The organism is Nocardia sp. NPDC049149, assembly GCF_043197455.1.
Taxonomy (GTDB): domain Bacteria; phylum Actinomycetota; class Actinomycetes; order Mycobacteriales; family Mycobacteriaceae; genus Nocardia.
In genome coordinates, this window is sequence record NZ_JBICTD010000019.1 from 1 (window position 1) to 19858 (window position 19858).

Consider the following 19858-nt stretch of genomic DNA (forward strand, 5'->3'; position numbering starts at 1 on the left):
TCGGATGGAAGACACCCGCCGAAGCCTTCAACGAGTACCTACAATCGCTACAACAAACCGGTGTTGCTTCCACCGATTGAATCCAGCCAATACACCTCGATCGCCCTCACCGAACGACTCGCCGAGGCTGGCATTCAGCCGTCGGTCGGGGCGGTCGGATCAAGCTATGACAACGCCCTCGCCGAGACGATCAACGGCCTGTTCAAGGCCGAGCTGATCAAACCACGCGGGCCGTGGCGCAACCTCGATCACGTCGAGTTCGCCACCGCCGAATGGGTGGATTGGTTCAATCATCGGCGGCTCTACCAATACTGCGGTGACATGCCACCCGCCGAGATGGAGACCGCCTACTACGCTCAACAACCAGCCCGGCAACCCGCCGAGCTGTCACACCAATAAGTCTCCGGACTCACCGGGGGGATTCAACTCGCGAGCTCACCATGGGTCACGGGACTGTCAGATAGTCGGTGGATCTGATCTCGGTCTGACGCGTCGAACCTGATGGTTCGGTGGGAAGGATCTATTGATGTCAGAGATCATCGAGTCCGTGGCTGAGGCGATGGATCCGAAGAAGCTGGCCGAGGCGTTGCTGGCCCAGGCCAAGGAGCGGGGTGTCGATCTGGTGGGCCCTGGTGGGTTGTTGAACCAGCTGACCAAGACCGTGCTCGAAACCGCCCTGGAGGCGGAGATGACCGAGCATGTCGGCTATGAGAAACACGATCCGGCTGGGCGGGGAACACCTAACTCCCGCAACGGATCTCGGTCGAAGAAGGTGCTCACCGAGATCGGCCGGTCGAGATCGACGTGCCACGCGATACCAACTCCTCGTTCGAGCCGCAGATCGGCAAGAAGCGCCAGCGGCGGTTGACCGGGGTCGATGAGATCGTGTTGTCGTTGACGGCCAAGGGATTGACCACCGGCGAGATCTCGGCGCATTTCGACGAGATCTATGGCGCGTCGGTGTCGAAAGACACCGTCTCCCAGGTCACCGACAAAGTCGTCGGCGAGATGACCGACTGGTGCAACCGGCCGTTGGACCGGGTGTATCTGGTGATCTTCATCGACGCCATCCACGTCAAGATCCGGGACGGCCAGTTCGCGAACCGGCCGATCTATGTGGTCATCGGGGTCACCGTCAACGGTGAACGCGACATCCTCGGGCTCTGGGCCGGCGACGGTGGCGAGGGCGCGAAGTTTTGGCTGGCAGTGTTGACCGAGATCAAGAACCGTGGCGTCGCTGATGTGTGCATCGCCGTCTGCGACGGGTTGAAAGGGTTGCCCGAAGCGATCAACACCGTCTGGGAACTCGCGATCGTCCAAACATGTGTAATCCACTTGATACGCAACACGTTTCGGTATGCGTCACGCCAGTATTGGGACGAGATCAGCAAAGATCTCAAACCCGTCTATACCGCGCCGACTGAGGCCCGAGGCAGGGTCGGAACGACCGACACCGCCATCACCAGATCATTCATACCCAAACCGCATAAGTGACGAACTCGTATGTCGCGCACAAGTCTTCACCCAAACTTCTGGCACATCACCAGCAAATATCGTCAGCTCGACCGGCCCGTGCCGCATCCGCTCCATACAAAAGAAATCAACACCCCACCCGTCAGCGAGAAGAAGATCCAATAACGTGAAGTTTACGATCGAGGACCACCGAGTGCGCCTCTGCGATATCCAGAAAAATTGTTATACGCCTCATTCTAGACCGGTAAGTCGCATCGAATAGATCAGATGACACATCATTCGAATTGCCAGGCATTCTAATTTCCAACTTCTCCCGAGCAGCCGAGAGGCCGTGACCAGTGACAGCGCTTAGCTGACCATGCCACTGAATGAGCATGCGCCGGATCGGCGAGCCGCAGCTCGACTTGGAATAGCACCCCGGCCCAGGCTGGATGACGTCTGGCCGAAAAGACCAGGACGGACATCCAATGGACTCGAATGGACTGCCACCCGCCGAGATGGAGACCGCCTACTACGCTCAACAACCAGCCCGGCAACCCGCCGAGCTGTCACACCAATGAGTCTCCCGACCCACCAGGGGGATTCCACATCACTCAAGGCTTTGCTCGAGGGGCTTGGCGTGGACCCGTGGCGTAACGTAACCTGCCACGACAACGGTGCTATGCCGACGCATTTTCACTAGCCAATCAAGCCGGTGACAACGATCTCACCGTGCACGTGTCGAGGACCCGCTATCTGACTGCATCACCCACCTGAAACTTGACCGTGCGGCGGCGCAATCCCGGATGGCACGCGGGTCAGTCGCGGTTCATGTGGGCCGTGGGGACTATCTGGAGGTCTGCGCGGCGCAATTCAGATCGGTGGGGGTGTCGCGTCTGGGGTGGGACAGTTGATGAAGTGGTGTGCGACGCTGTATCGGGCGGTGGCGAGACCCCAGTCGTAGAAGCCGCGTTGCATGGTGCGCATGGCTTCGAGAAATCGGATTGTTTCGGGACCGGCGTCGTGTGCCACGGCTTGTTCGGCGGCAAGGTAGTTCGTCACTTCGTTGTTGTGGCGTCGGGCGGTTTCGTCCAGGGCGGACTGTTCGGTGTGGCCGTGGTGGTGAATGAGACTGGCTGGCAGGTTGAGCGCTTCGGCTCCGACGGAATCACGCTCCTTGCCGTAGGAGAATATGTCGTTGGACCAGGAGTTGATGTTTGCTGTCATGGTCCGCAGTCGGCGCAGACGGGGGTGGTGGTAGTCGTTGGCGGGTACTTCGTAGCCGGCGGCGATGTCTTGTAAGGCGAGGCCTGCAGGGGTGGCGCTGGTCATTCGGCGGCCGATCATGTACGCCTCCGGAGTGGGCATGGTCCCCGCCACATGATGACCGGCCTCCCAGTGCATACCTTGGAAGTAGTAGCTCATCTCAGCGACGAACCGCATGTACTGCGATGGTGTGGCACGGTTGGCGAGGGCGGTGAACAGGTCCGCACCTGCGGCGGCGATCTGGTGACAGAATTCGGCTGCGGTGCCGTCCATTGTTTCCGTGACCGCCTGGCCCATCTCGAAATGAGCCGGCGCGGTTGGCTCGTCGAACAGTTCGCGCAGCCATGCGGTGAATGCGGCGAGCTTGCCGAGATCGGTGCCGAATGCGGCGTTATCGGTGACAAAGTCGTCCATGACGAACATCCAGCCGTAGAAGCAGGCGACCAATCGCAGACCTTCACTGTCGGCTGCCGCGTACTCCTGCCCGACCAGCCCCGCGAAACCGGTGCGTACAAACGCATCCCGGACCTGACGGTGCTGGATCAGGCGATGACCAGCAAGCCAGTCGAGCATGTGCTGTTCGGCCTGATCCGTCTCCGGATGGATCAGGCGAGGATAGGGGTACACCAGAACGGGAAGAGACAGTCTCGCTGCGATAGTCACAGTATCGATCCTTATTCGCCGTATCGGCGGAGTCTTTGGCCGTAACACCGCAATGCCAGCTCGAAGTGCTCGGCGTCGAAGTCGGGCCACAGCGTTTCGGTGAAATACAACTCGGCGTTGGCGGCTTGCCAGAGCATGAAATCAGAGAGTCGCTGCTCGCCCGAGGTGCGAATCAGCAGGTCGATGTCCGGTTGTCCGGCAGTGCAGAGTCTCTGTGCGAGTTGATGTTCGAGTTGAGCCAGGTCGAGCTGAGCGAGTCGGTGCGTCGAATCGCTGAGCAGTGCGCTCGCGGCGGCGGCGATGTCGCGTCTGCCGTTGTAGGCCACCGCCACGTTCAGCACTGCGCCTGAACAGTCCGCGGTGGCTCGTGCTATCTCCCGCAAAATCCGCTCCGTATCGTCGGGCAGGTCCGTCAAGGTACCCATCGGGCGGATTCGCCAGCGTCGCATGTCGGCCATCGCGACCAACTCGGTTGTCACAGCTCGAGTGATCGCGCGCACGGAAGGGGCGCCTCGGCGGAGATTGTCGCGCGACAAGGCCCACACCGTCGCGAACGGAATTCTCGCGTCGTCGCACGCGACCATCAACTCTCGTACTCGAGTCGCGCCGAGCCGGTACGCCTCCGCGACCGGTACGCCATGTAGATCCGCCCACCGCCGATTACCGTCCAGGATTACCGCCACGTGCTGGGGAACCGGCAACGCCGGACGCACGCTCGCGACAGTCGCCTCGGGCCGATGCGTGAATTCCTCCGCGTGGCCACGATTATTCCTGCGCATCGTCGTCCCGTTCCGACGGAGAAATCACCACGGCGTGGGACTCCTCGCTGCCACCCCGGTAGCCGCGGTCGTCCGAACCCTCTGGTGTCGACGCCGACTGAATCGACGCCGGTTCGCGTGGGATCAGGCGCATCCGGAATTCGGCCGGGCGCATGGCCACCGCTAGGACAGACCGGACCGGCTGATCGAGGTGCGGACGCGGCTGCCAGCGGCGAAGTATGGAGGCCAGCGTCAGCGTGGCTTCCGTCATCGCGAAACCTTGGCCCGGACACGCCCGTGGCCCGGCACCGAACGGAAGATACGCGCTGCCACGGTCTTTCGGTGAACGACCGATCCATCGGTCCGGATCGAACCGATGCGGCTCGGCGAACTGGCTGTCGAGGTGGTGGAGCAGATACGGGCTGTAGACGAGACTCGTGCCACGACGCAGCGAGTATTCGCCGAGTTCGGTGTCCACAGTAACGGTTCTGGTAAACATCCAGCCCGGCGGATACAACCGCATCGCCTCGGTCAGCACACGGGTGGTTACGCTCAATCGAGTCAATTGCTCATACCGGACCGTGCCGTCGGTGACCACTCGATCCACTTCGTCCAGCGTTTGCGCCAGCACCCTCGGATGCATACACAGCATCAACAACGACCAAGCCAGCGCACCGGCTGTGGTCTCGGATCCCGCGATGAAGAATACGACGATCTGGTTGTAGATTTCTTCATCGTCCAACCCGGGGTCGACGCCAGCGGCCGTCTCGTTTTCGTGCGATGCCAGCAAACTCGATAGCAAATCATCGTAATGCGCACCACCACTGCGCCGTTGCGCGACGATGTGGGTAACCGTTCGACGCAAACGCATTCGCGCCTTGTGGTAGCGACGACTGCCAGGAAGAGGTAACCAACCCGGGGCCGCTTGCCACAGCATCTGCTGATACAGGCCACGCGCGATCGTCATGAAATCGTCGATCGTGCGCTCGAGCGCACCAGATTTCACGCTGTCGGAGAACATGGCCGCGAGGAAACTTCGCGTGGTGATGCGCAGCATCTCCTGCCCCACGTCGATGTTCTCACCGGCGGTCCAGCTGTCGAGGACGGAGCCTATCTCGGTGGTCATCGCGGCGGCATATCCCGGCATGCGGTTGAGCTGGAACGCTGGCTGCACCACGCGCCGCTGCCGTCGATGCACGTCATGGGGGACGGTGAATATGTTGTCGCCCAGCATTTTTCGAATGGCGTCGTAAATCGCGCCGCCCTTGTCGAATACCCGATCATTGTGCAATACCTGATGAGTCAGTCCGGGATCACACACAACCACCATACTCAGCGGACCCAACCGTATCCGAACGAGGCCGCTGCCCACCGCAGGCAATGAGGCCACGAACGACCACGGATCCCGCAACAGGGGAAGCAAATGTCCGATAACCGGCAATCCCCCGGGCGCAGTCGGGATACGCCCGCCCCGTTCCCCCCGCGCTGGCAGCCATTCCTGTCGTACTCTGCTCATCACCGCATCCGTGCTCTGGGCAGCGCAACACGAACCAGTCCCATCACGCTGCGGACTGCGGCCCGCCCGACACCGGCCACACACGCGAACGATAGCGACAATCCGACACAATTCCCCGCCCAGGGAAGTCTGCGGCTACAACGCTGCAGATTTGCAGCGAACCATGCGCAACAAAGCTCGGACTAGGCGGGTTGTTCCGTGTTCGACGAGCTCCGCTCCGTCGGGTCCTGCTTACGCTCGCTGCGATCGCGGCTGCGTCACTAACCATGACCAGCGGCGATCGGTTCCCGCAGCGCGTCGCCGCCGCGCAGAGTGTTGGCGCGCGAGATCAGGAAAACCGATAAGCCCACAACGAATCCCGGTGCTCGCCCGACCGAGGTCGCGCTCTTCGACGCCTCGGATGAGCGTTAACAATCAGTCACACCACCGGCGTACGAGCCCGGTGCCCTGCCGCATTCCGACCCGACCCTGGCTGTCTATCCGAAATTGCTGGTAGATGGGCACATTGACAGGTCGGCGCATCGGAGGTCGAGCCCAAGCCTTGACATCAGCCCAGTGACCTGAGTAACAATGTGCGCGTTAACATAGCTGGGAGCAATGCATGGCGGACACGTATGTGGTGGGTGTCGATTTCGGCACGCTGTCCGGTCGCGCCCTGGTCGCGCGCGTGCGGGACGGGGCCGAGGTCGCGGCGGCGGTGTGCAAGTACCGGCACGGGGTGATCGAGCACGACCTACCGGCCAACGGAGCCCCGCTGCCGCTGGACTGGGCGCTGCAGGATCCCGAAGACTATCTCGACGTGCTTCGGGTCGCAGTTCCAACGGCGGTACGGACGGCTGGCATCGATCCGGCCGAGATCATCGGCATCGCCACGGATTTCACGGCCTGTACGGTGCTGCCGACCATGGCCGACGGCACGCCGCTGTGCCGAATCCCGAAGTTCGCGGGTCGCCCGCACGCCTATCCGAAGTTGTGGAAGCACCACGCCGCACAGGCGCAGGCCGACCGCATCACCGCGGTGGCCCACGAGCGCGGCGAATCGTGGATCGGCCGCTACGGCGGCCGCATCTCCAGCGAGTGGGAATTTGCCAAAGGCCTGCAGATGCTGGAGGAAGATCCCGAGATCTACGCTGCTGCAACGCGATTCATCGAGGCGGCAGATTGGATCGTGTGGCAACTGTGCGGGCGGGAGACCCGTAATGTGTGCACCGCAGGCTACAAGGGCCAGCACCAGGACGGTGCCTGGCCCGCCCCGGGCTACCTCGCCGCCCTGAATCCGGGCTTCGCCGATTTCACCGACAAGCTCGCCCATCCCCTGTCACCGCTCGGCGGTCGTGCCGGCGGCCTGACCGAGCAGGCGGCGCGGTGGACCGGCCTGCGTCCCGGGATCGCGGTCGCCGTCGGCAATGTCGACGCGCACGTGACCGCGCCTGCGGCGCAGGCCGTCGGGGACGGCCAGCTGCTCGCGGTGATGGGCACCTCCACCTGCCACGTCATGAACGCCGGGCAGCTGGCCGAGGTACCAGGCATGTGCGGGGTGGTGGATGGCGGAATCATCAGCGGCAGTTGGGGTTACGAGGCCGGACAGAGCGCGGTGGGCGACATCTTCGCCTGGTTCGTCGACAACGCCCTGCCTGCCGACTATCGGGGCCGGGCCGCAGCCCTCGGCCTGGACCCGCACGAGTACCTGAGCGAACTGGCCGGCCGCCAGCGCGTCGGCGAACACGGACTGATCGCCCTGGATTGGCTGGGCGGCAATAGATCCGTCCTGGTCGATCACGACCTGTCGGGTGTCGTGATCGGGTTGACGTTATCCACCCGTCCCGAGGATATCTACCGCGCGCTGCTCGAGGCGACTGCCTTCGGCACCCGCACCATCATCGAATCCTTCACGCACTCCGGCATTGCCGTGCGAGAACTGATCGTGGCAGGCGGTCTGGTCCGCAACACCGTGCTCATGCAGATTTACGCCGACGTCACCGGTTTGCCGCTGTCGGTGCTCGCCTCCCAGCAGGGCCCCGCACTTGGCTCCGCCATCCACGCGGCCGTTGCCGCGGGCGCGTATCCGGATGTGCGTGCCGCTTCGGCGGCGATGGGCCGGATCGACAAGGCCGCGTATCTGCCGAACCCTGATCGCGTTGCGGCTTATTCCGAGCTCTACGCCGAGTACCGCGCCCTGCACGACCATTTCGGCCGCGGCGGCACCGACGTGCTGCACCGGCTGCGCCGCATTCGCAACGCCGCACGCACGGAGGTAGCCGTCCGATGAACACGATCGAAAACGCCGTCGCCGGACTGCGCACGCAGTTGGTCGACCTGCACCGCGAGCTGACGCGGTGGGGGTTGGTGGTGTGGACCGCGGGCAACGTCTCGGCCCGAGTGCCGGACGCGGAGCTGCTGGTCATCAAGCCCAGCGGGATCTCCTACGACGACCTCACCGCGGACACGATGGTGGTCTGCGATCTCAACGGCAAGCCGGTCGACGGTGCGCTGTCGCCCTCCAGCGACACCGCCGCGCACGCCTACATCTACCGGCACATGCCGCACGTCGGCGGCGTGGTGCACACCCACTCGACCTATGCCAGCGCGTGGGCCGCGCGGGCGGAACCGATTCCGTGTGTGCTCACCGCGATGGCCGACGAGTTCGGCGGGGAGATCCCGGTCGGGCCGTTCGCCCGCATCGGCGGCGACGAGATCGGCCGCGGCGTGGTGGAAACCCTTGCCGGGCACCGGTCCCCGGCGGTGCTGATGAAAAACCACGGCGTCTTCGCCATCGGTCCGCATCCCCTCGCGGCGGTGAAGGCTGCGGTGATGTGCGAGGACGTGGCGCGCACCGCGCATCTGGCGCACGCACTCGGCAGGCCGATCCCCATTCCGCCCGACGAGGTGGACCGCCTGCATGACCGCTACCAGAACGTCTACGGCCAGCGCTGAGACAAGGAGTTCCCTACCGTGACAGCCTCCCTGGCACCCGCCACCACTCGCAAGCCCCGCATCGGCCTGCTCGGCATCATGCAGGCCCTCTACGACCACATGATTCCGGGCATCACCGAACGCCAGGGCGGCTACGCCGAGGCGATCGCCGAGCAGCTCGGCGACGTCGCCGACTGGACCATCGGCCGCCCGGTCAAGGACCGCGCCGACGCCGAGGACGTCATGCGCGAGTTCGGCAACGCCGATCTCGACGGCGTCCTTGTCGTGATGCTGACCTACGGCCCGGCCATGCGAGTCGCACGGTTGTTCAACGAGAACCGAATGCCCCTGCTGCTGGCCAATATTCAGCCGGAACCGGCGGTGACCGCCGCGTGGGACATGGCGGATATGACGTATAACCAGGGCATCCACGGCGCGCAGGACACCGCCAACGCGCTGGTGCGCGCCGATCGTCCCTTCGAGGTGATCACCGACGACTGGCGCTCACCCCGGTTCCGGGAGCGGGTCGACCGCTGGGCGCGCGCGTCCAGGGCGGTCACGGCGTGGAAGTCGCTGAAGGTCGGCGTTTTCGGCTACGCCATGAACGACATGGGCGACATCCGCGTCGACGAGAACGCCCTACTGCGCACACTGGGCCCGGAGATCAGCTTCCTCGCGCCGGGTGACCTGCACCGCGGCGCGCTGGCTGTGCCCGACGCCGAGGTTGCCGAGCTGATCGCGTGGGAGAACGCGCATTTCGAGATCGACAAGGCCCTCACCGCGGTCGAGCGTGAGGACCACGTCCGCATGCAGCTCGCCATCGAACACATCCTGCGCGACCGCGGCTACCGCGCCTACTCCACGCATTTCGACGCCATCGGCGAAGACGGCCGGTTCCGGCGCCTGCCATTGGCGGCGGCGTCGAGCCTGATGGCCAAGGGCTACGGCTACGGCGCCGAGGGCGACGCGCTGGCGGCCTCGATGGTTTATGCCGGGCATCAGCTCATCGGTGACGCCCACTTCACCGAGATGTACGCGATGGATTTCTCCTCGGACTCGCTGCTGATGAGTCATATGGGCGAGGGCAATTGGCGGGTGGCACGCACGGACGAGCCGGTGCGGCTGATCCACCGCGAACTCGGTATCGGCAAACTCGAAGCCCCGCCGACCTTCCTGTTCCGCTACCGACCCGGCCCCGCCACACTTGCGTGTCTGGTATCGCTCGGCGGCGAACGGTTCCGGCTGGTGGTCGCCGAGGGAGAGGTGCTCGACGCGTCTGCGCTGCCGCAGCTGGAAATGCCCTACGGCCAATTCCGCCCTGATACCGGTGTGCGCGCCTGCATGGACGGCTGGCTGGCCGCGGGCGGACCGCACCACCAGGTCATGAACCTGGGCCGCCACGCCGCGGACTGGCAGGTGTTCTGCCGACTGTCCGGAATCGAATTCGTCCAGGTCTGAGCTAGGAGAACCACATGACCGGCATCGATCGCCGCCGTTTCCTCGGGATAGCGGGCGGCTCCCTGACCTTGCTCGCAGCCGCCGCCTGTTCTGTCGACAGCGGCCCGGGCAGTTCCTCCGGCGGCAAGCGCATCGGAATCTCCATGCCCACCAAGTCTTCTGAGCGCTGGGTGGCCGACGGCAACAACATCGTCAACCAGTTCAAGGCGCTCGGCTACACCACCGATCTGCAGTACGCCGAGGACGTCATCGAAAACCAGGTGTCGCAGCTGGAGAACATGCTGACCCAGGGCGCCAACGCACTGGTCATCGCGGCCATCGACAACAAGTCGCTGACCGGAGTGCTGAACCAGGCCAAACAGAACAAGGTCGCGGTGATCGCCTATGACCGGCTCATCCGCGACACCGCCAACGTCGACTACTACGCCACCTTCGACAACTTCACAGTCGGTGTGCTGCAGGCGAAGTACATCGTCGAACGGCTGGGCGCGCCGAACGCACCCGCGCCGTTGAACATCGAACTGTTCGCCGGGTCCCCGGATGACAACAACACGTTCTTCTTCTTCAACGGCGCCATGTCGGTGCTGCAACCGCTGATCGACGCGGGCAAGCTGGTGGTGCGCTCGGGTCAGACCCGAGTCGAGCAGGTGACCACCCTGCGCTGGGAAGGCGCGACGGCCCAATCCCGCATGGAGAACCTGCTTTCCGCCCATTACGCCGCAGCGAACGTGGACGCGGTGCTCTCCCCCTACGACGGGCTGTCCATCGGCATCCTGTCCGCGCTCAAGGCCGTCGGTTACGGCAGCGCCAAGAAGATGCCCATCGTCACCGGCCAAGACGCGGAGAAGGCCTCGGTGAAGTCGATCATCGCGGGCGAGCAGACCCAGACCGTATTCAAGGACACCCGGGAACTGGCCAAGCGGGCGGTGCAGATGACCAACGCCATGCTCACCGGCGGCACCCCGGAAACCAACGACACCAGCACCTACGACAACGGCGCCAAGAAGGTGCCGTCGTATCTGCTGCAGCCGGTTTCGGTGGACAAGTCCAATTATCGGCAGGCGCTCATCGACACCGGCTACTACACCGACAAGGACCTGCAGTAACCCATGACCGAGCACATTCTCGAAATGCGCGCGATCACCATGGAGTTCCCCGGTGTGAAGGCGCTCGACGAGGTCGATTTCGAGGTCGCCCGCGGCGAGATCCACGCACTGGTCGGCGAGAACGGCGCGGGCAAGTCGACCTTGATGAAGGTGCTGTCCGGGGTGTACCCGCATGGCGCCTACCGCGGCCGGATCCTGCTGGACGGGCAGGAAATGGCGTTCAAGGACATCCGGCACAGCGAGGCGGCAGGCATCGCGATCATCCATCAGGAACTGGCGCTGGTGCCACAGCTGTCGGTCGCGGAGAACATCTTCCTCGGCAACGAACGCGCCCGCGGCGGCCTGCTGGACTGGCAGGAGACCAACCGGCAGGCCATGCTGCTGATGCAGCGCGTTGGGCTCATCGAGGACCCCGAAACCCTGGTCGCCGCACTGGGTGTCGGCAAACAGCAGCTGGTGGAGATCACCAAGGCGCTCGCCAAACAGGTGCGGCTGCTCATTCTGGACGAGCCCACCGCCGCGCTCAACCAGGCAGACAGCGACAGTCTGCTGGCCCTGCTTGGTGAGCTGCGGGGTCAGGGCATCACCTCGATTCTCATCTCGCACAAGCTGAACGAGGTGCTGGCCGTCGCCGACTCCATCACGGTGCTGCGCGACGGTCACACCATCGAGACCTTCGAGGTGGACGGCACCGTCACCGAGGACCGCATCATCAAGGGCATGGTGGGCCGCGACCTGGACCACCGTTTCCCGCCGCGGACCGACCCCGCGATCGGAGAAGTGCTCTTCGACATCGAAGAGTGGACCGTCGATCACCCCACCATCGCCGGACGGCAGGTGGTGCGGGGCGCCTCGATCCAGGTGCGGCGCGGCGAGATCGTGGGTCTGGCCGGGCTGATGGGCGCGGGCCGCACGGAGCTGGCGATGAGCGTCTTCGGGCGCTCCTACGGCCGCAACATCCGCGGCGTGGTGCGCAAAGATGGTGTTCCCGTAAATGTTTCGACAGTGCCGGCGGCCATCGAGGCCGGCATCGCCTACGTCTCGGAGGACCGCAAGCAGTACGGCCTGATCCTCGACGAAGACATCCGCCGCAACCTGACGCTGGCGAATCTCGCAGCGGTGTCGAAACATTCGGTGATCGACACCCATGCGGAGGTCTCCGTTGCCGAGGAGCTGCGGACGCGTTTGACGGTCAAGACGCCGACGGTGTTCCAGAAGGTCGGCAATCTGTCCGGCGGTAACCAGCAGAAGGTGGTGCTGGGCAAATGGATCTTCACCGAACCCGATCTGCTGATCCTCGACGAACCCACCCGCGGCATCGATGTGGGCGCCAAATACGAGATCTACCTCATCATCCAGCGACTGGCCGCGGAAGGCAAAGGCGTGCTGGTGATCTCGTCCGAACTGCCGGAACTGCTCGGTCTGTGCGACCGCGTGTACGCGATGAGCCAGGGCCGCATCACCGGTGCCTTACCGGCCGCCGAAGCCACTCAGGAGGCGATCATGCGATTGATGACCCGCGGGGCGAGGGCCACGGAGGTGGCGTCGTGACCTTGCTGGACAGATTGGAGGGCGGCGAGAGCGCCGACGAGATCGTCGCGAAGGCGGAAAGGACGCCGCGCCTCGGCGCGCTGGCCACACTGCGGAACACCTTGCGCGGCAACGTCCGTCAGTACGGCATGATTGTCGCCCTGGTGGCCATCGTGCTGCTGTTCCAGGGCCTCACCACCGCGCAGCTCAGCGAGGGCACCAGCCTGCTGACCCCGCTCAACGTCACCAATCTGATCCTGCAGAACGGGTACATCCTGGTGCTGGCCATCGGGATGATGCTGGTGATCGTCAACGGGCACATCGATCTGTCGGTCGGCTCGGTATGCGCCTTCGTCGGCGGGCTGACCGGCATCGCCATCGTGCAATGGCAGCTGCCGTGGCCGCTGGTGGTGCTGCTCGGCCTGGCGCTCGGCGCGGTCATCGGCGCCTGGCAGGGGTTTTGGATCGCGTATGTGAAGATCCCGGCGTTCATCGTCACGCTCGGCGGCATGCTGCTGTTCCGCGGTCTGGCCCAGCTGTTGTTGCAGGGGCAGTCGATCGGTCCGTTTCCGCCGGGCTTCGTGAAGATCGCCGGCGGCTATCTACCCAACTGGCTGCCGGTCCGGGCGGTGGTTTTCGACGGCTTCCGCAACGGCATCGTGATCCACCTGAAAACCGGTGAACTGCACGGCCTTACACTACTGCTGGCGGCCGCCGCCATCGGCACGCTGGTGTGGGCGCAGCTGCGGCTGCGGCGCCGCCGCCGCTCCTACGGGCTGCCCGCCGGGCCGCGCTCGTTGTTCGTGGCCAAGCTGGTGGCCCTGGGGACGGCGATCGGCACCTTCGGCTTCATCCTCGCCTCCTACAACGGCCTGCCGATCATAGGGCTGATCCTGGTGGTGCTCATCGTCGCCTACTCGTTCCTGATGAATCGCAGCGTGCTGGGCCGCCGCATCTACGCCGTCGGCGGCAACGAGAAGGCCGCGGCGCTCTCGGGCGTGCACACCCGGCGCAACACCTTGTTCGTGTTCGTGAACATGGGCATGCTGGCGGCGTTGGCGGGCATCATCTTCGCGGCCCGCCTCGGCGCCGCCACCCCCAAGGCCGGGCAGAACTTCGAATTGGACGCCATCGCAGCGGCTTTCGTCGGCGGAGCCTCGGCCAGCGGCGGCATCGGCACCGTGATCGGCGCGATCGTTGGCGCGCTGGTCATGGGCGTGATGAACAACGGCATGTCCATGCTCGGCGTGGGAAGCGACTGGCAGCTGGTGATCAAAGGCCTGGTGCTGCTCGCGGCGGTCGCCTTCGACGTCTACAACAAGAAGCGCGCCGCCACCTGAATCAGCGTAGCCGGGGCGGGCCGGAGCTGTCGCGGATGACCAGGGCCGGGATCACCTGCGTGGGCGGCGGTGCGGCGGAATCGGATTCGACGAACCGCAGCAGCAATTCCATACTGCGGCGGCCCACCTCGTCGAAGTCCTGACGCACCGTGGTCAGCGGCGGAGACAGGTAGGCCGCCTCGGGAATATCGTCGAAGCCGACGACCGAGATGTCCTCGGGCACACGCAAACCCCGTTCGGCGAAGCCGCGCAACAACCCCAGCGCCATTTGATCATTGGCGGCGAACACCGCGGTCACGTTCGGTTGCGCGGCCAGCACCGGGCCCGCCGCGTAGCCGGAGCGGGCGCTCCAGTCACCGGCGATGATCGGCGGGACGGGCGCGCCCGCGGCCTCCAGGGTGCGTCGCCAGCCCTCCACGCGGTCGCGGGATTCGAGCCAGCCGTTGGGACCCGAGAGATGCCAGACGGTTTCGTGGCCCAGGTCCAACAGGTGCTGCACCGCCAGCCGTGCGCCCTCGAGCTGATCCACCGAGGCCGAGGGCAGGCCGGCATCCTGACCGGCTTCCACCGCCACGGCGGGCAGCGTGGCGGGCAGGTTGTGCAGCGCCGCGGCGGCGATCATCAAGGGCGCGATGATGATCACCCCGTCGACGCCCTGGTTGGCGAGGGTGTCGACGGCTTCGAGCACCTCGGCGCGGTCGGCCCGCTGCAAGGTCACGATGCTCACTCCGTAGTGCGCGGCCCGGGCGGCGCGCTCGATGCCGAGCAGCATGGAGGCCGGGCCGTAGAGGACTGTGTCGAAGGTGACCACCCCCAGCACTTTCGAGCGCCGGCTCACCAGCCCGCGCGCCATCGCGTTGGGCCGGTAGCCCAGCTCCTCGACCGCGCGCAGCACCCGCTCGCGCGTCTCCTGGCGCACCTGCGGACTGTTGTTGAGCACCCGCGAGACGGTCTGATGGGAGACGCCGGCCAGTTTGGCCACGTCGATCATGACCGCGGGCCGAGTGTGCCGCGGCATCACACCCTCGAACGCTGTGTCCCTGTTACGCACAATCCCACCTTTCCGCGGCGTTCGCGCCCGTTCGATTCAGAGTACGGCGTGCGTTCGGCTCTTGACGGGACCGATGTGAGCGTTAACACTATCAGCAACCTCCGGGTATCAAAGAGTTCGTCGCAAGGGAGTCCTCGTGTTCAAGAGGCTTGTCATCGCCGCCAGCGCCCTCACCCTCGTCACCGCTGCGGCGGTCGGCTGCGGAAGCAATTCGGGAGGTGGCGCAATCACTCTCGGATTCTCTCAGGTCGGCGCCGAAAGCGGCTGGCGTACCGCCAACACCCAATCCATCCAGGATTCCGCCAAGTCCGCCGGGCTGAATCTGAAATTCGCTGACGCCCAACAGAAGCAGGAGAACCAGATCAAGGCGATCCGGTCCTTCATCCAGCAACGGGTGGATGTCATCGCGTTCTCGCCGGTGGTCCAGTCCGGTTGGGACACCGTGCTGAAGGAGGTCAAGGACGCCAAGATTCCGGTGATCCTCACCGACCGCGCCGTCGACTCCAAGGACACCTCGCTCTACGCCACCTTCCTCGGGTCGGATTTCGTCGAGGAGGGACGCAAGGCCGGGCAGTGGGTCACCGACGCCTTCAAGGGAACCGGTGAGACCGTTAACATCGCGGAGTTGCAGGGCACCACCGGATCCGCGCCCGCGATCGACCGCAAGAAGGGCTTCGCCGACACCGTCGCAGCCGACCCCAAGTTCAAGGTCATCGCCTCGCAGACCGGCGATTTCACCCGGGCCAAGGGCAAAGAGGTGATGCAGGCCTTCCTGGCCTCCCGGCAGAAGATCGACGTGCTGTTCGCGCACAACGACGACATGGCCCTCGGCGCGATCCAGGCCATCGAGGAGGCAGGACTGAAGCCGGGCAAGGACATCAAGATCGTGTCCATCGACGGCGTGCGCGACGCCCTGCAAGCCCTGGCCGACGGCAAGGAGAACTTCGTGGTCGAGTGCAATCCGCTGCTCGGGCCGCAATTGATGGAGCTGGTCAAGAAGGTCAAGGACGGGCAGCCGGTGCCGCAGCGCATCGTCACCGAGGAGACCACCTTCACTCCCGAACAGGCCGCCGCGGCCCTGCCGGGCCGCAAGTACTGAGCCGGCGAAACGCTGGGGCCGAGACGATGTCGGAATCGAGCACCACCCCGCTGCTGTCGATGACGGGTATCGGCAAGCGATTCGGCGCGGTCAGCGCCCTGTCGGCGGTGGACCTGCGCCTGTTCCCTGGGGAAATCCACGCCCTGGTGGGCGAGAACGGCGCGGGCAAGTCCACGCTGATCAAGGTACTCACCGGAATTCACGCCGTCGACGCCGGAACCATCCGGCTGGACGGAGCGCCGGTCCGCTTCACCGGGCCGCAGCAGGCCCAGCGCGCCGGGGTGAGCACGGTCTACCAGGAGATCAACCTGTGCCCGAATCTGTCGGTCGCGGAGAACATCTACATCGGCCGGGAACCACGCCGCGCCGGGCTCGTGCGCTTCCGGGCCATGCGCCGCCACGCCGCGGCGCTGGTGACCCGGATGGGGTTGGGCGTGGATGTCACCGCACCGCTGGGCTCGTATTCCCTTGCGGTGCAACAACTCATCGCCATCGTGCGGGCTGCCGACCTGAACGCGCGAGTCCTGGTGCTGGACGAGCCGACCTCCTCGCTGGATGCCGGTGAGGCACAGCAGCTGTTCGGGCTCATGCGTCGCTTGGCCGCCGACGGAGTCGCGATCCTGTTCGTCACCCACTTCCTCGATCAGATCTTCGCACTGTGCGACCGGGCGACGGTGCTGCGCAACGGAACTCTGGTCGGGGAATACCAGGTGGCGGAGTTGACCCACAAGAGTCTGGTGGCCCGCATGCTCGGCAGCACGGTGGACACCCTCGAACGCATCGAGCACGAGCACGACCACCTGCGCGCCCAGGCGATCGACCCGGCGCCGCTGCTCACCGCCACCGGCGTGAGCGGTCGGCGCAACGCCCTGGCCCCGTTCGATCTGACGGTGCACGCGGGCGAAGTGGTCGGGCTGGCCGGGCTGCTCGGCTCGGGCCGGACCGAGTTGGCCAGGTTGCTGTTCGGAGCCGACCGGCCGGCCAGCGGCAGCATCCAGGTGGCCGGGGCGGCGAACCCCGTGCGGTCCACGCGCGGCGCGGTCGCGCAGGGGCTGGCCTTCTGCCCGGAGGACCGGAAAAGCCAGGGATTGATCCTCGAACTGTCCGTGGCCGAGAACATCGTGCTCGCCGCGCAGGCCGCCCGCGGCTGGGCCCGGCCGATCCCGGCCCGCCAACGCATCGAGTGGGTCTCGAAATACATCGCGGCCCTGCGTATCACGCCGAACGATCCGAATCTGCCGGTCAAGTCCCTCTCCGGCGGCAATCAACAAAAGGTGCTGCTGGCCCGCTGGCTGGTGACCCAGCCGCGGCTGCTGATCCTCGACGAGCCAACCCGTGGCATCGACATCGGCGCCAAGGCCGAGATCCAGCGGCTGGTGCTCGCGCTGTCCGAGGAGGGCATGGCGGTGCTGTTCATCTCCGCCGAACTCGAGGAGGTGCTGCGGCTCTCGCACAAGGTCGAGGTGTTACGCGATCGGCGGCTGGTCGCCGAACTCGCCAACGACGCCGCCCTGACGATGGATCGGCTCACCGAAACCATTGCGAGCGGAGCGATCTCATGAAAGACCGGATTGTCGAGATGAGCCACCACCGGCTGGTGTGGCCCACGGTCGCGTTGCTGGCGCTGCTGAGCGTGAACATCGTGCACTCCCCCGGCTTCCTGGCGGTGCGCCTCCAAGACGGACACCTCTACGGCGGGCTTATCGACATCCTGCGCTACGGCGCCCCACTGGTCCTGATCTCTGTGGGCATGACCCTGGTCATCGCCACCCGGGGCATCGATCTGTCGGTGGGCGCGGTGGTCGCGATCGCGGGGGCGCTGGCCTGTCGCCGCATCGAGTCTCTCACGGATCAGAATGCCGTTGGCGGCGTGCTGCTGGCTGTCACGCTGGCGCTCGCGGTCGCGGCGGCGCTGGGGTTGTGGAATGGAATCCTGGTGGCGAGGTTGCGGATTCAGCCGATCGTGGCGACTCTGATCCTGATGGTGGCCGGGCGCGGGCTGGCGCAGCTGCTCACCGAGGGGCAGATCATCACGGTCAACAGTGGCCCCTATCACGTCCTCGGTGGCGGGTTCCTGCTGGCGCTGCCGGTGCCCGTGCTGATCGTCGCGGTGGTCACCGTGTTGGTGGTGGTGCTGCTTCGGCGCACCGCGCTTGGCCTGCTGCTGGAATCGGTCGGCGGCAATGCCGAGGCGGCGCGGCTGGTGGGCGTGCGGGCCGGGGGCTTGATCGCGGGCACCTATCTGGTGTGTGCGTGCTGTGCCGCGGTGGCCGGGTTGATGATCAGCTCCAATGTCTCGGCGGCCGACGGCAACAACGCGGGCCTGTGGATCGAACTCGACGCCATTCTCGCCGTCGTGCTCGGCGGTACCGCCCTCACCGGGGGCCGGTTCCACCTCGGCGGAACGGTGCTGGGCGCGTTGGTGATTCAGACGCTCACCACCACCATCTACACCATCGGCGTCTCGCCGGAGACCACGTTGCTGTTCAAGGCGCTGGTCGTGATCGCGGTCTGCCTGATCCAGTCGCCCGCCTTCCGGGCCAAGGTATTGCGGGCGCACCAAGACCGCGGGCCCGCGGCACCGATGCCCGGGGCCCCAGCAGAACATGACATTGCACCCAGTGGAGAGGCGATCCATCGATGAACGCGGTCCTCACCGAGGCCCAGCCACTGCGGAAAACGCTTGTGCTCCAAAGTAATCGCTATGTGCCCGCGCTGGTCACGGCGGTCCTGTTCGTGATCATGTACGGCATCGGGGTCGCGCGCTACCCGGCATTCGGGTATCCGCAGGTCTTTGTGAACCTGTTCATCGACAACGCGTTTCTGCTGGTGCTGGCCGTCGGCACGACCTTCGTGATCCTCACCGGCGGCATCGATCTGTCCGTCGGCGCGGTCCTGGCGGTGAGCACCGTGATCTCCGCGGACCTGGTCACCGTGCACCATTGGCCCGCCTACCCGGTGATGGCGCTGATCCTGGTGGGCGGCACGGTGTTCGGTGCGGGCATGGGCGCGGTGATCCACTACTTCGAGATCCAGCCGTTCATCGTGACCCTGGCGGGGATGTTCCTGGCCCGCGGACTGTCCTATGTGATCAGCACCGATTCGATCACCATCATCGACCCCACCTACACCCGGCTGGCCCAGCAGCGAATCCACCTGGGTTCCAGCGTGTTCGTGTCGGTGAGCCTGCTGGTGGCGCTCGCTGTGGTGGCGGCCGCCTTCGTGGTGCTGCACTACACCCGCCTCGGGCGCACCATCTATGCGCTCGGCGGCAACGAGCAGTCCGCAGTGATGATGGGGCTTCCGGTAGGGCACTCCAAGATCACCGCCTACGCGATCAGCGGCGGATGCTCGGCACTGGCCGGAATCCTGTTCACCTTCTACACGCTGTCGGGCTGGAGCCTGCACGCGGTCGGCATGGAACTCGATGCCATCGCCGCGGTGGTGATCGGCGGCACGCTGCTCTCCGGCGGTTCCGGATTCATCCTCGGCACCGTGCTCGGCGTACTGACCCTCGGCGTCATCCAGACCATCATCAGTTTCCAAGGCACGCTGAGCTCGTGGTGGACCAAGATCGTCATCGGCGCTCTACTGCTGGTGTTCATCGTGTTGCAGCGGGCCCTCGGCGGACGAGCACCGGGCGCCGCCACCGATTAGCTATGTTCACCAGGAACCCAACGCCGAGCATCGTGTCGCCCAGCCCGAT

Annotated in this window: 14 protein-coding genes and 2 pseudogenes; 12 read left to right on the forward strand and 4 right to left on the reverse strand. The window is 65.3% G+C overall.

Annotated elements, in window-relative coordinates; all coding sequences use genetic code 11:
• Positions 1-84 precede the first annotated feature (84 nt).
• Positions 85-399, forward strand: a pseudogene (locus ACGFNJ_RS42660) (integrase core domain-containing protein); the annotation flags it as partial.
• A 160-nt stretch (positions 400-559) separates the two neighbouring features.
• Positions 560-1458 (forward strand): annotated as a pseudogene (locus ACGFNJ_RS42665) (IS256 family transposase); the annotation flags it as partial.
• A gap of 867 nt (positions 1459-2325) precedes the next feature.
• Here the strand turns inward: ACGFNJ_RS42665 and ACGFNJ_RS42670 are convergent.
• The 3 genes from ACGFNJ_RS42670 to ACGFNJ_RS42680 are packed head-to-tail and all read right to left on the reverse strand — an operon-like array spanning position 2326 to position 5655.
• Positions 2326-3381: a hypothetical protein gene (locus ACGFNJ_RS42670; protein ID WP_393462123.1), complete on the reverse strand. Its 1056-nt coding sequence runs from the start codon at positions 3379-3381 to the stop codon at positions 2326-2328.
• Positions 3382-3392: 11 nt separating this feature from the next.
• Positions 3393-4160 (reverse strand): polyprenyl diphosphate synthase, encoded by a 768-nt coding sequence (gene uppS, locus ACGFNJ_RS42675; RefSeq protein ID WP_393462125.1) that lies wholly within the window; start codon positions 4158-4160, stop codon positions 3393-3395.
• Entirely contained in the window at positions 4147-5655 is a 1509-nt protein-coding gene (locus ACGFNJ_RS42680) for a cytochrome P450 (protein WP_393462126.1), read from the reverse strand. Before ACGFNJ_RS42680 ends, uppS begins: the two co-directional genes overlap by 14 nt.
• A gap of 601 nt (positions 5656-6256) precedes the next feature.
• Between ACGFNJ_RS42680 and araB the strand changes: the two genes are divergently transcribed.
• From araB to mmsB, 6 genes are read left to right on the forward strand one after another with little or no spacing between them, the layout of a single operon-like run.
• A complete protein-coding gene (gene araB, locus ACGFNJ_RS42685) occupies positions 6257-7924 on the forward strand; it encodes a ribulokinase (RefSeq protein WP_393462128.1) in 1668 nt (555 codons plus the stop codon).
• On the forward strand, positions 7921-8589 hold the full coding sequence (locus ACGFNJ_RS42690; RefSeq protein WP_393462130.1) for an L-ribulose-5-phosphate 4-epimerase: 669 nt from the start codon (positions 7921-7923) through the stop codon (positions 8587-8589). The genes araB and ACGFNJ_RS42690 overlap by 4 nt, the downstream gene beginning before the upstream one ends.
• Before the next feature lie 18 nt (positions 8590-8607).
• Positions 8608-10026, forward strand: coding sequence for an L-fucose/L-arabinose isomerase family protein (locus tag ACGFNJ_RS42695; RefSeq protein ID WP_393462132.1), 1419 nt, complete (start codon positions 8608-8610; stop codon positions 10024-10026).
• A gap of 14 nt (positions 10027-10040) precedes the next feature.
• On the forward strand, positions 10041-11132 hold the full coding sequence (chvE, locus tag ACGFNJ_RS42700) for a multiple monosaccharide ABC transporter substrate-binding protein (RefSeq protein WP_393462134.1): 1092 nt from the start codon (positions 10041-10043) through the stop codon (positions 11130-11132).
• Between the two features lie 3 nt (positions 11133-11135).
• Positions 11136-12683, forward strand: coding sequence for a multiple monosaccharide ABC transporter ATP-binding protein (gene mmsA, locus ACGFNJ_RS42705; protein ID WP_393462136.1), 1548 nt, complete (start codon positions 11136-11138; stop codon positions 12681-12683).
• Positions 12680-14002: a multiple monosaccharide ABC transporter permease gene (mmsB, locus tag ACGFNJ_RS42710; RefSeq protein ID WP_393462138.1), complete on the forward strand. Its 1323-nt coding sequence runs from the start codon at positions 12680-12682 to the stop codon at positions 14000-14002. Before mmsA ends, mmsB begins: the two co-directional genes overlap by 4 nt.
• A 1-nt stretch (position 14003) precedes the next feature.
• Here mmsB and ACGFNJ_RS42715 read toward each other — a convergent pair whose 3' ends face one another.
• The gene (locus ACGFNJ_RS42715) at positions 14004-14993 is read right to left on the reverse strand and encodes a LacI family DNA-binding transcriptional regulator (RefSeq protein WP_393462140.1); all 990 of its coding nucleotides are present in this window, start codon (positions 14991-14993) and stop codon (positions 14004-14006) included.
• 196 nt (positions 14994-15189) lie between these two features.
• Here ACGFNJ_RS42715 and ACGFNJ_RS42720 point away from each other — a divergent pair, with 196 nt between their 5' ends.
• Genes ACGFNJ_RS42720 through yjfF form a run of 4 tightly spaced genes read left to right on the forward strand, consistent with a single transcriptional unit; the run spans position 15190 to position 19809 of the window.
• Complete coding sequence (locus ACGFNJ_RS42720) at positions 15190-16152, forward strand: ABC transporter substrate-binding protein (RefSeq protein WP_393462142.1); 963 nt, start codon at positions 15190-15192, stop codon at positions 16150-16152.
• A gap of 26 nt (positions 16153-16178) precedes the next feature.
• On the forward strand, positions 16179-17714 hold the full coding sequence (locus ACGFNJ_RS42725) for a sugar ABC transporter ATP-binding protein (RefSeq protein ID WP_393462144.1): 1536 nt from the start codon (positions 16179-16181) through the stop codon (positions 17712-17714).
• The gene (locus ACGFNJ_RS42730; protein WP_393462146.1) at positions 17711-18796 is read left to right on the forward strand and encodes an ABC transporter permease; all 1086 of its coding nucleotides are present in this window, start codon (positions 17711-17713) and stop codon (positions 18794-18796) included. The genes ACGFNJ_RS42725 and ACGFNJ_RS42730 overlap by 4 nt, the downstream gene beginning before the upstream one ends.
• On the forward strand, positions 18793-19809 hold the full coding sequence (gene yjfF, locus ACGFNJ_RS42735) for a galactofuranose ABC transporter, permease protein YjfF (protein WP_393462148.1): 1017 nt from the start codon (positions 18793-18795) through the stop codon (positions 19807-19809). Before ACGFNJ_RS42730 ends, yjfF begins: the two co-directional genes overlap by 4 nt.
• The last annotated feature ends 49 nt before the right edge of the window (positions 19810-19858 follow it).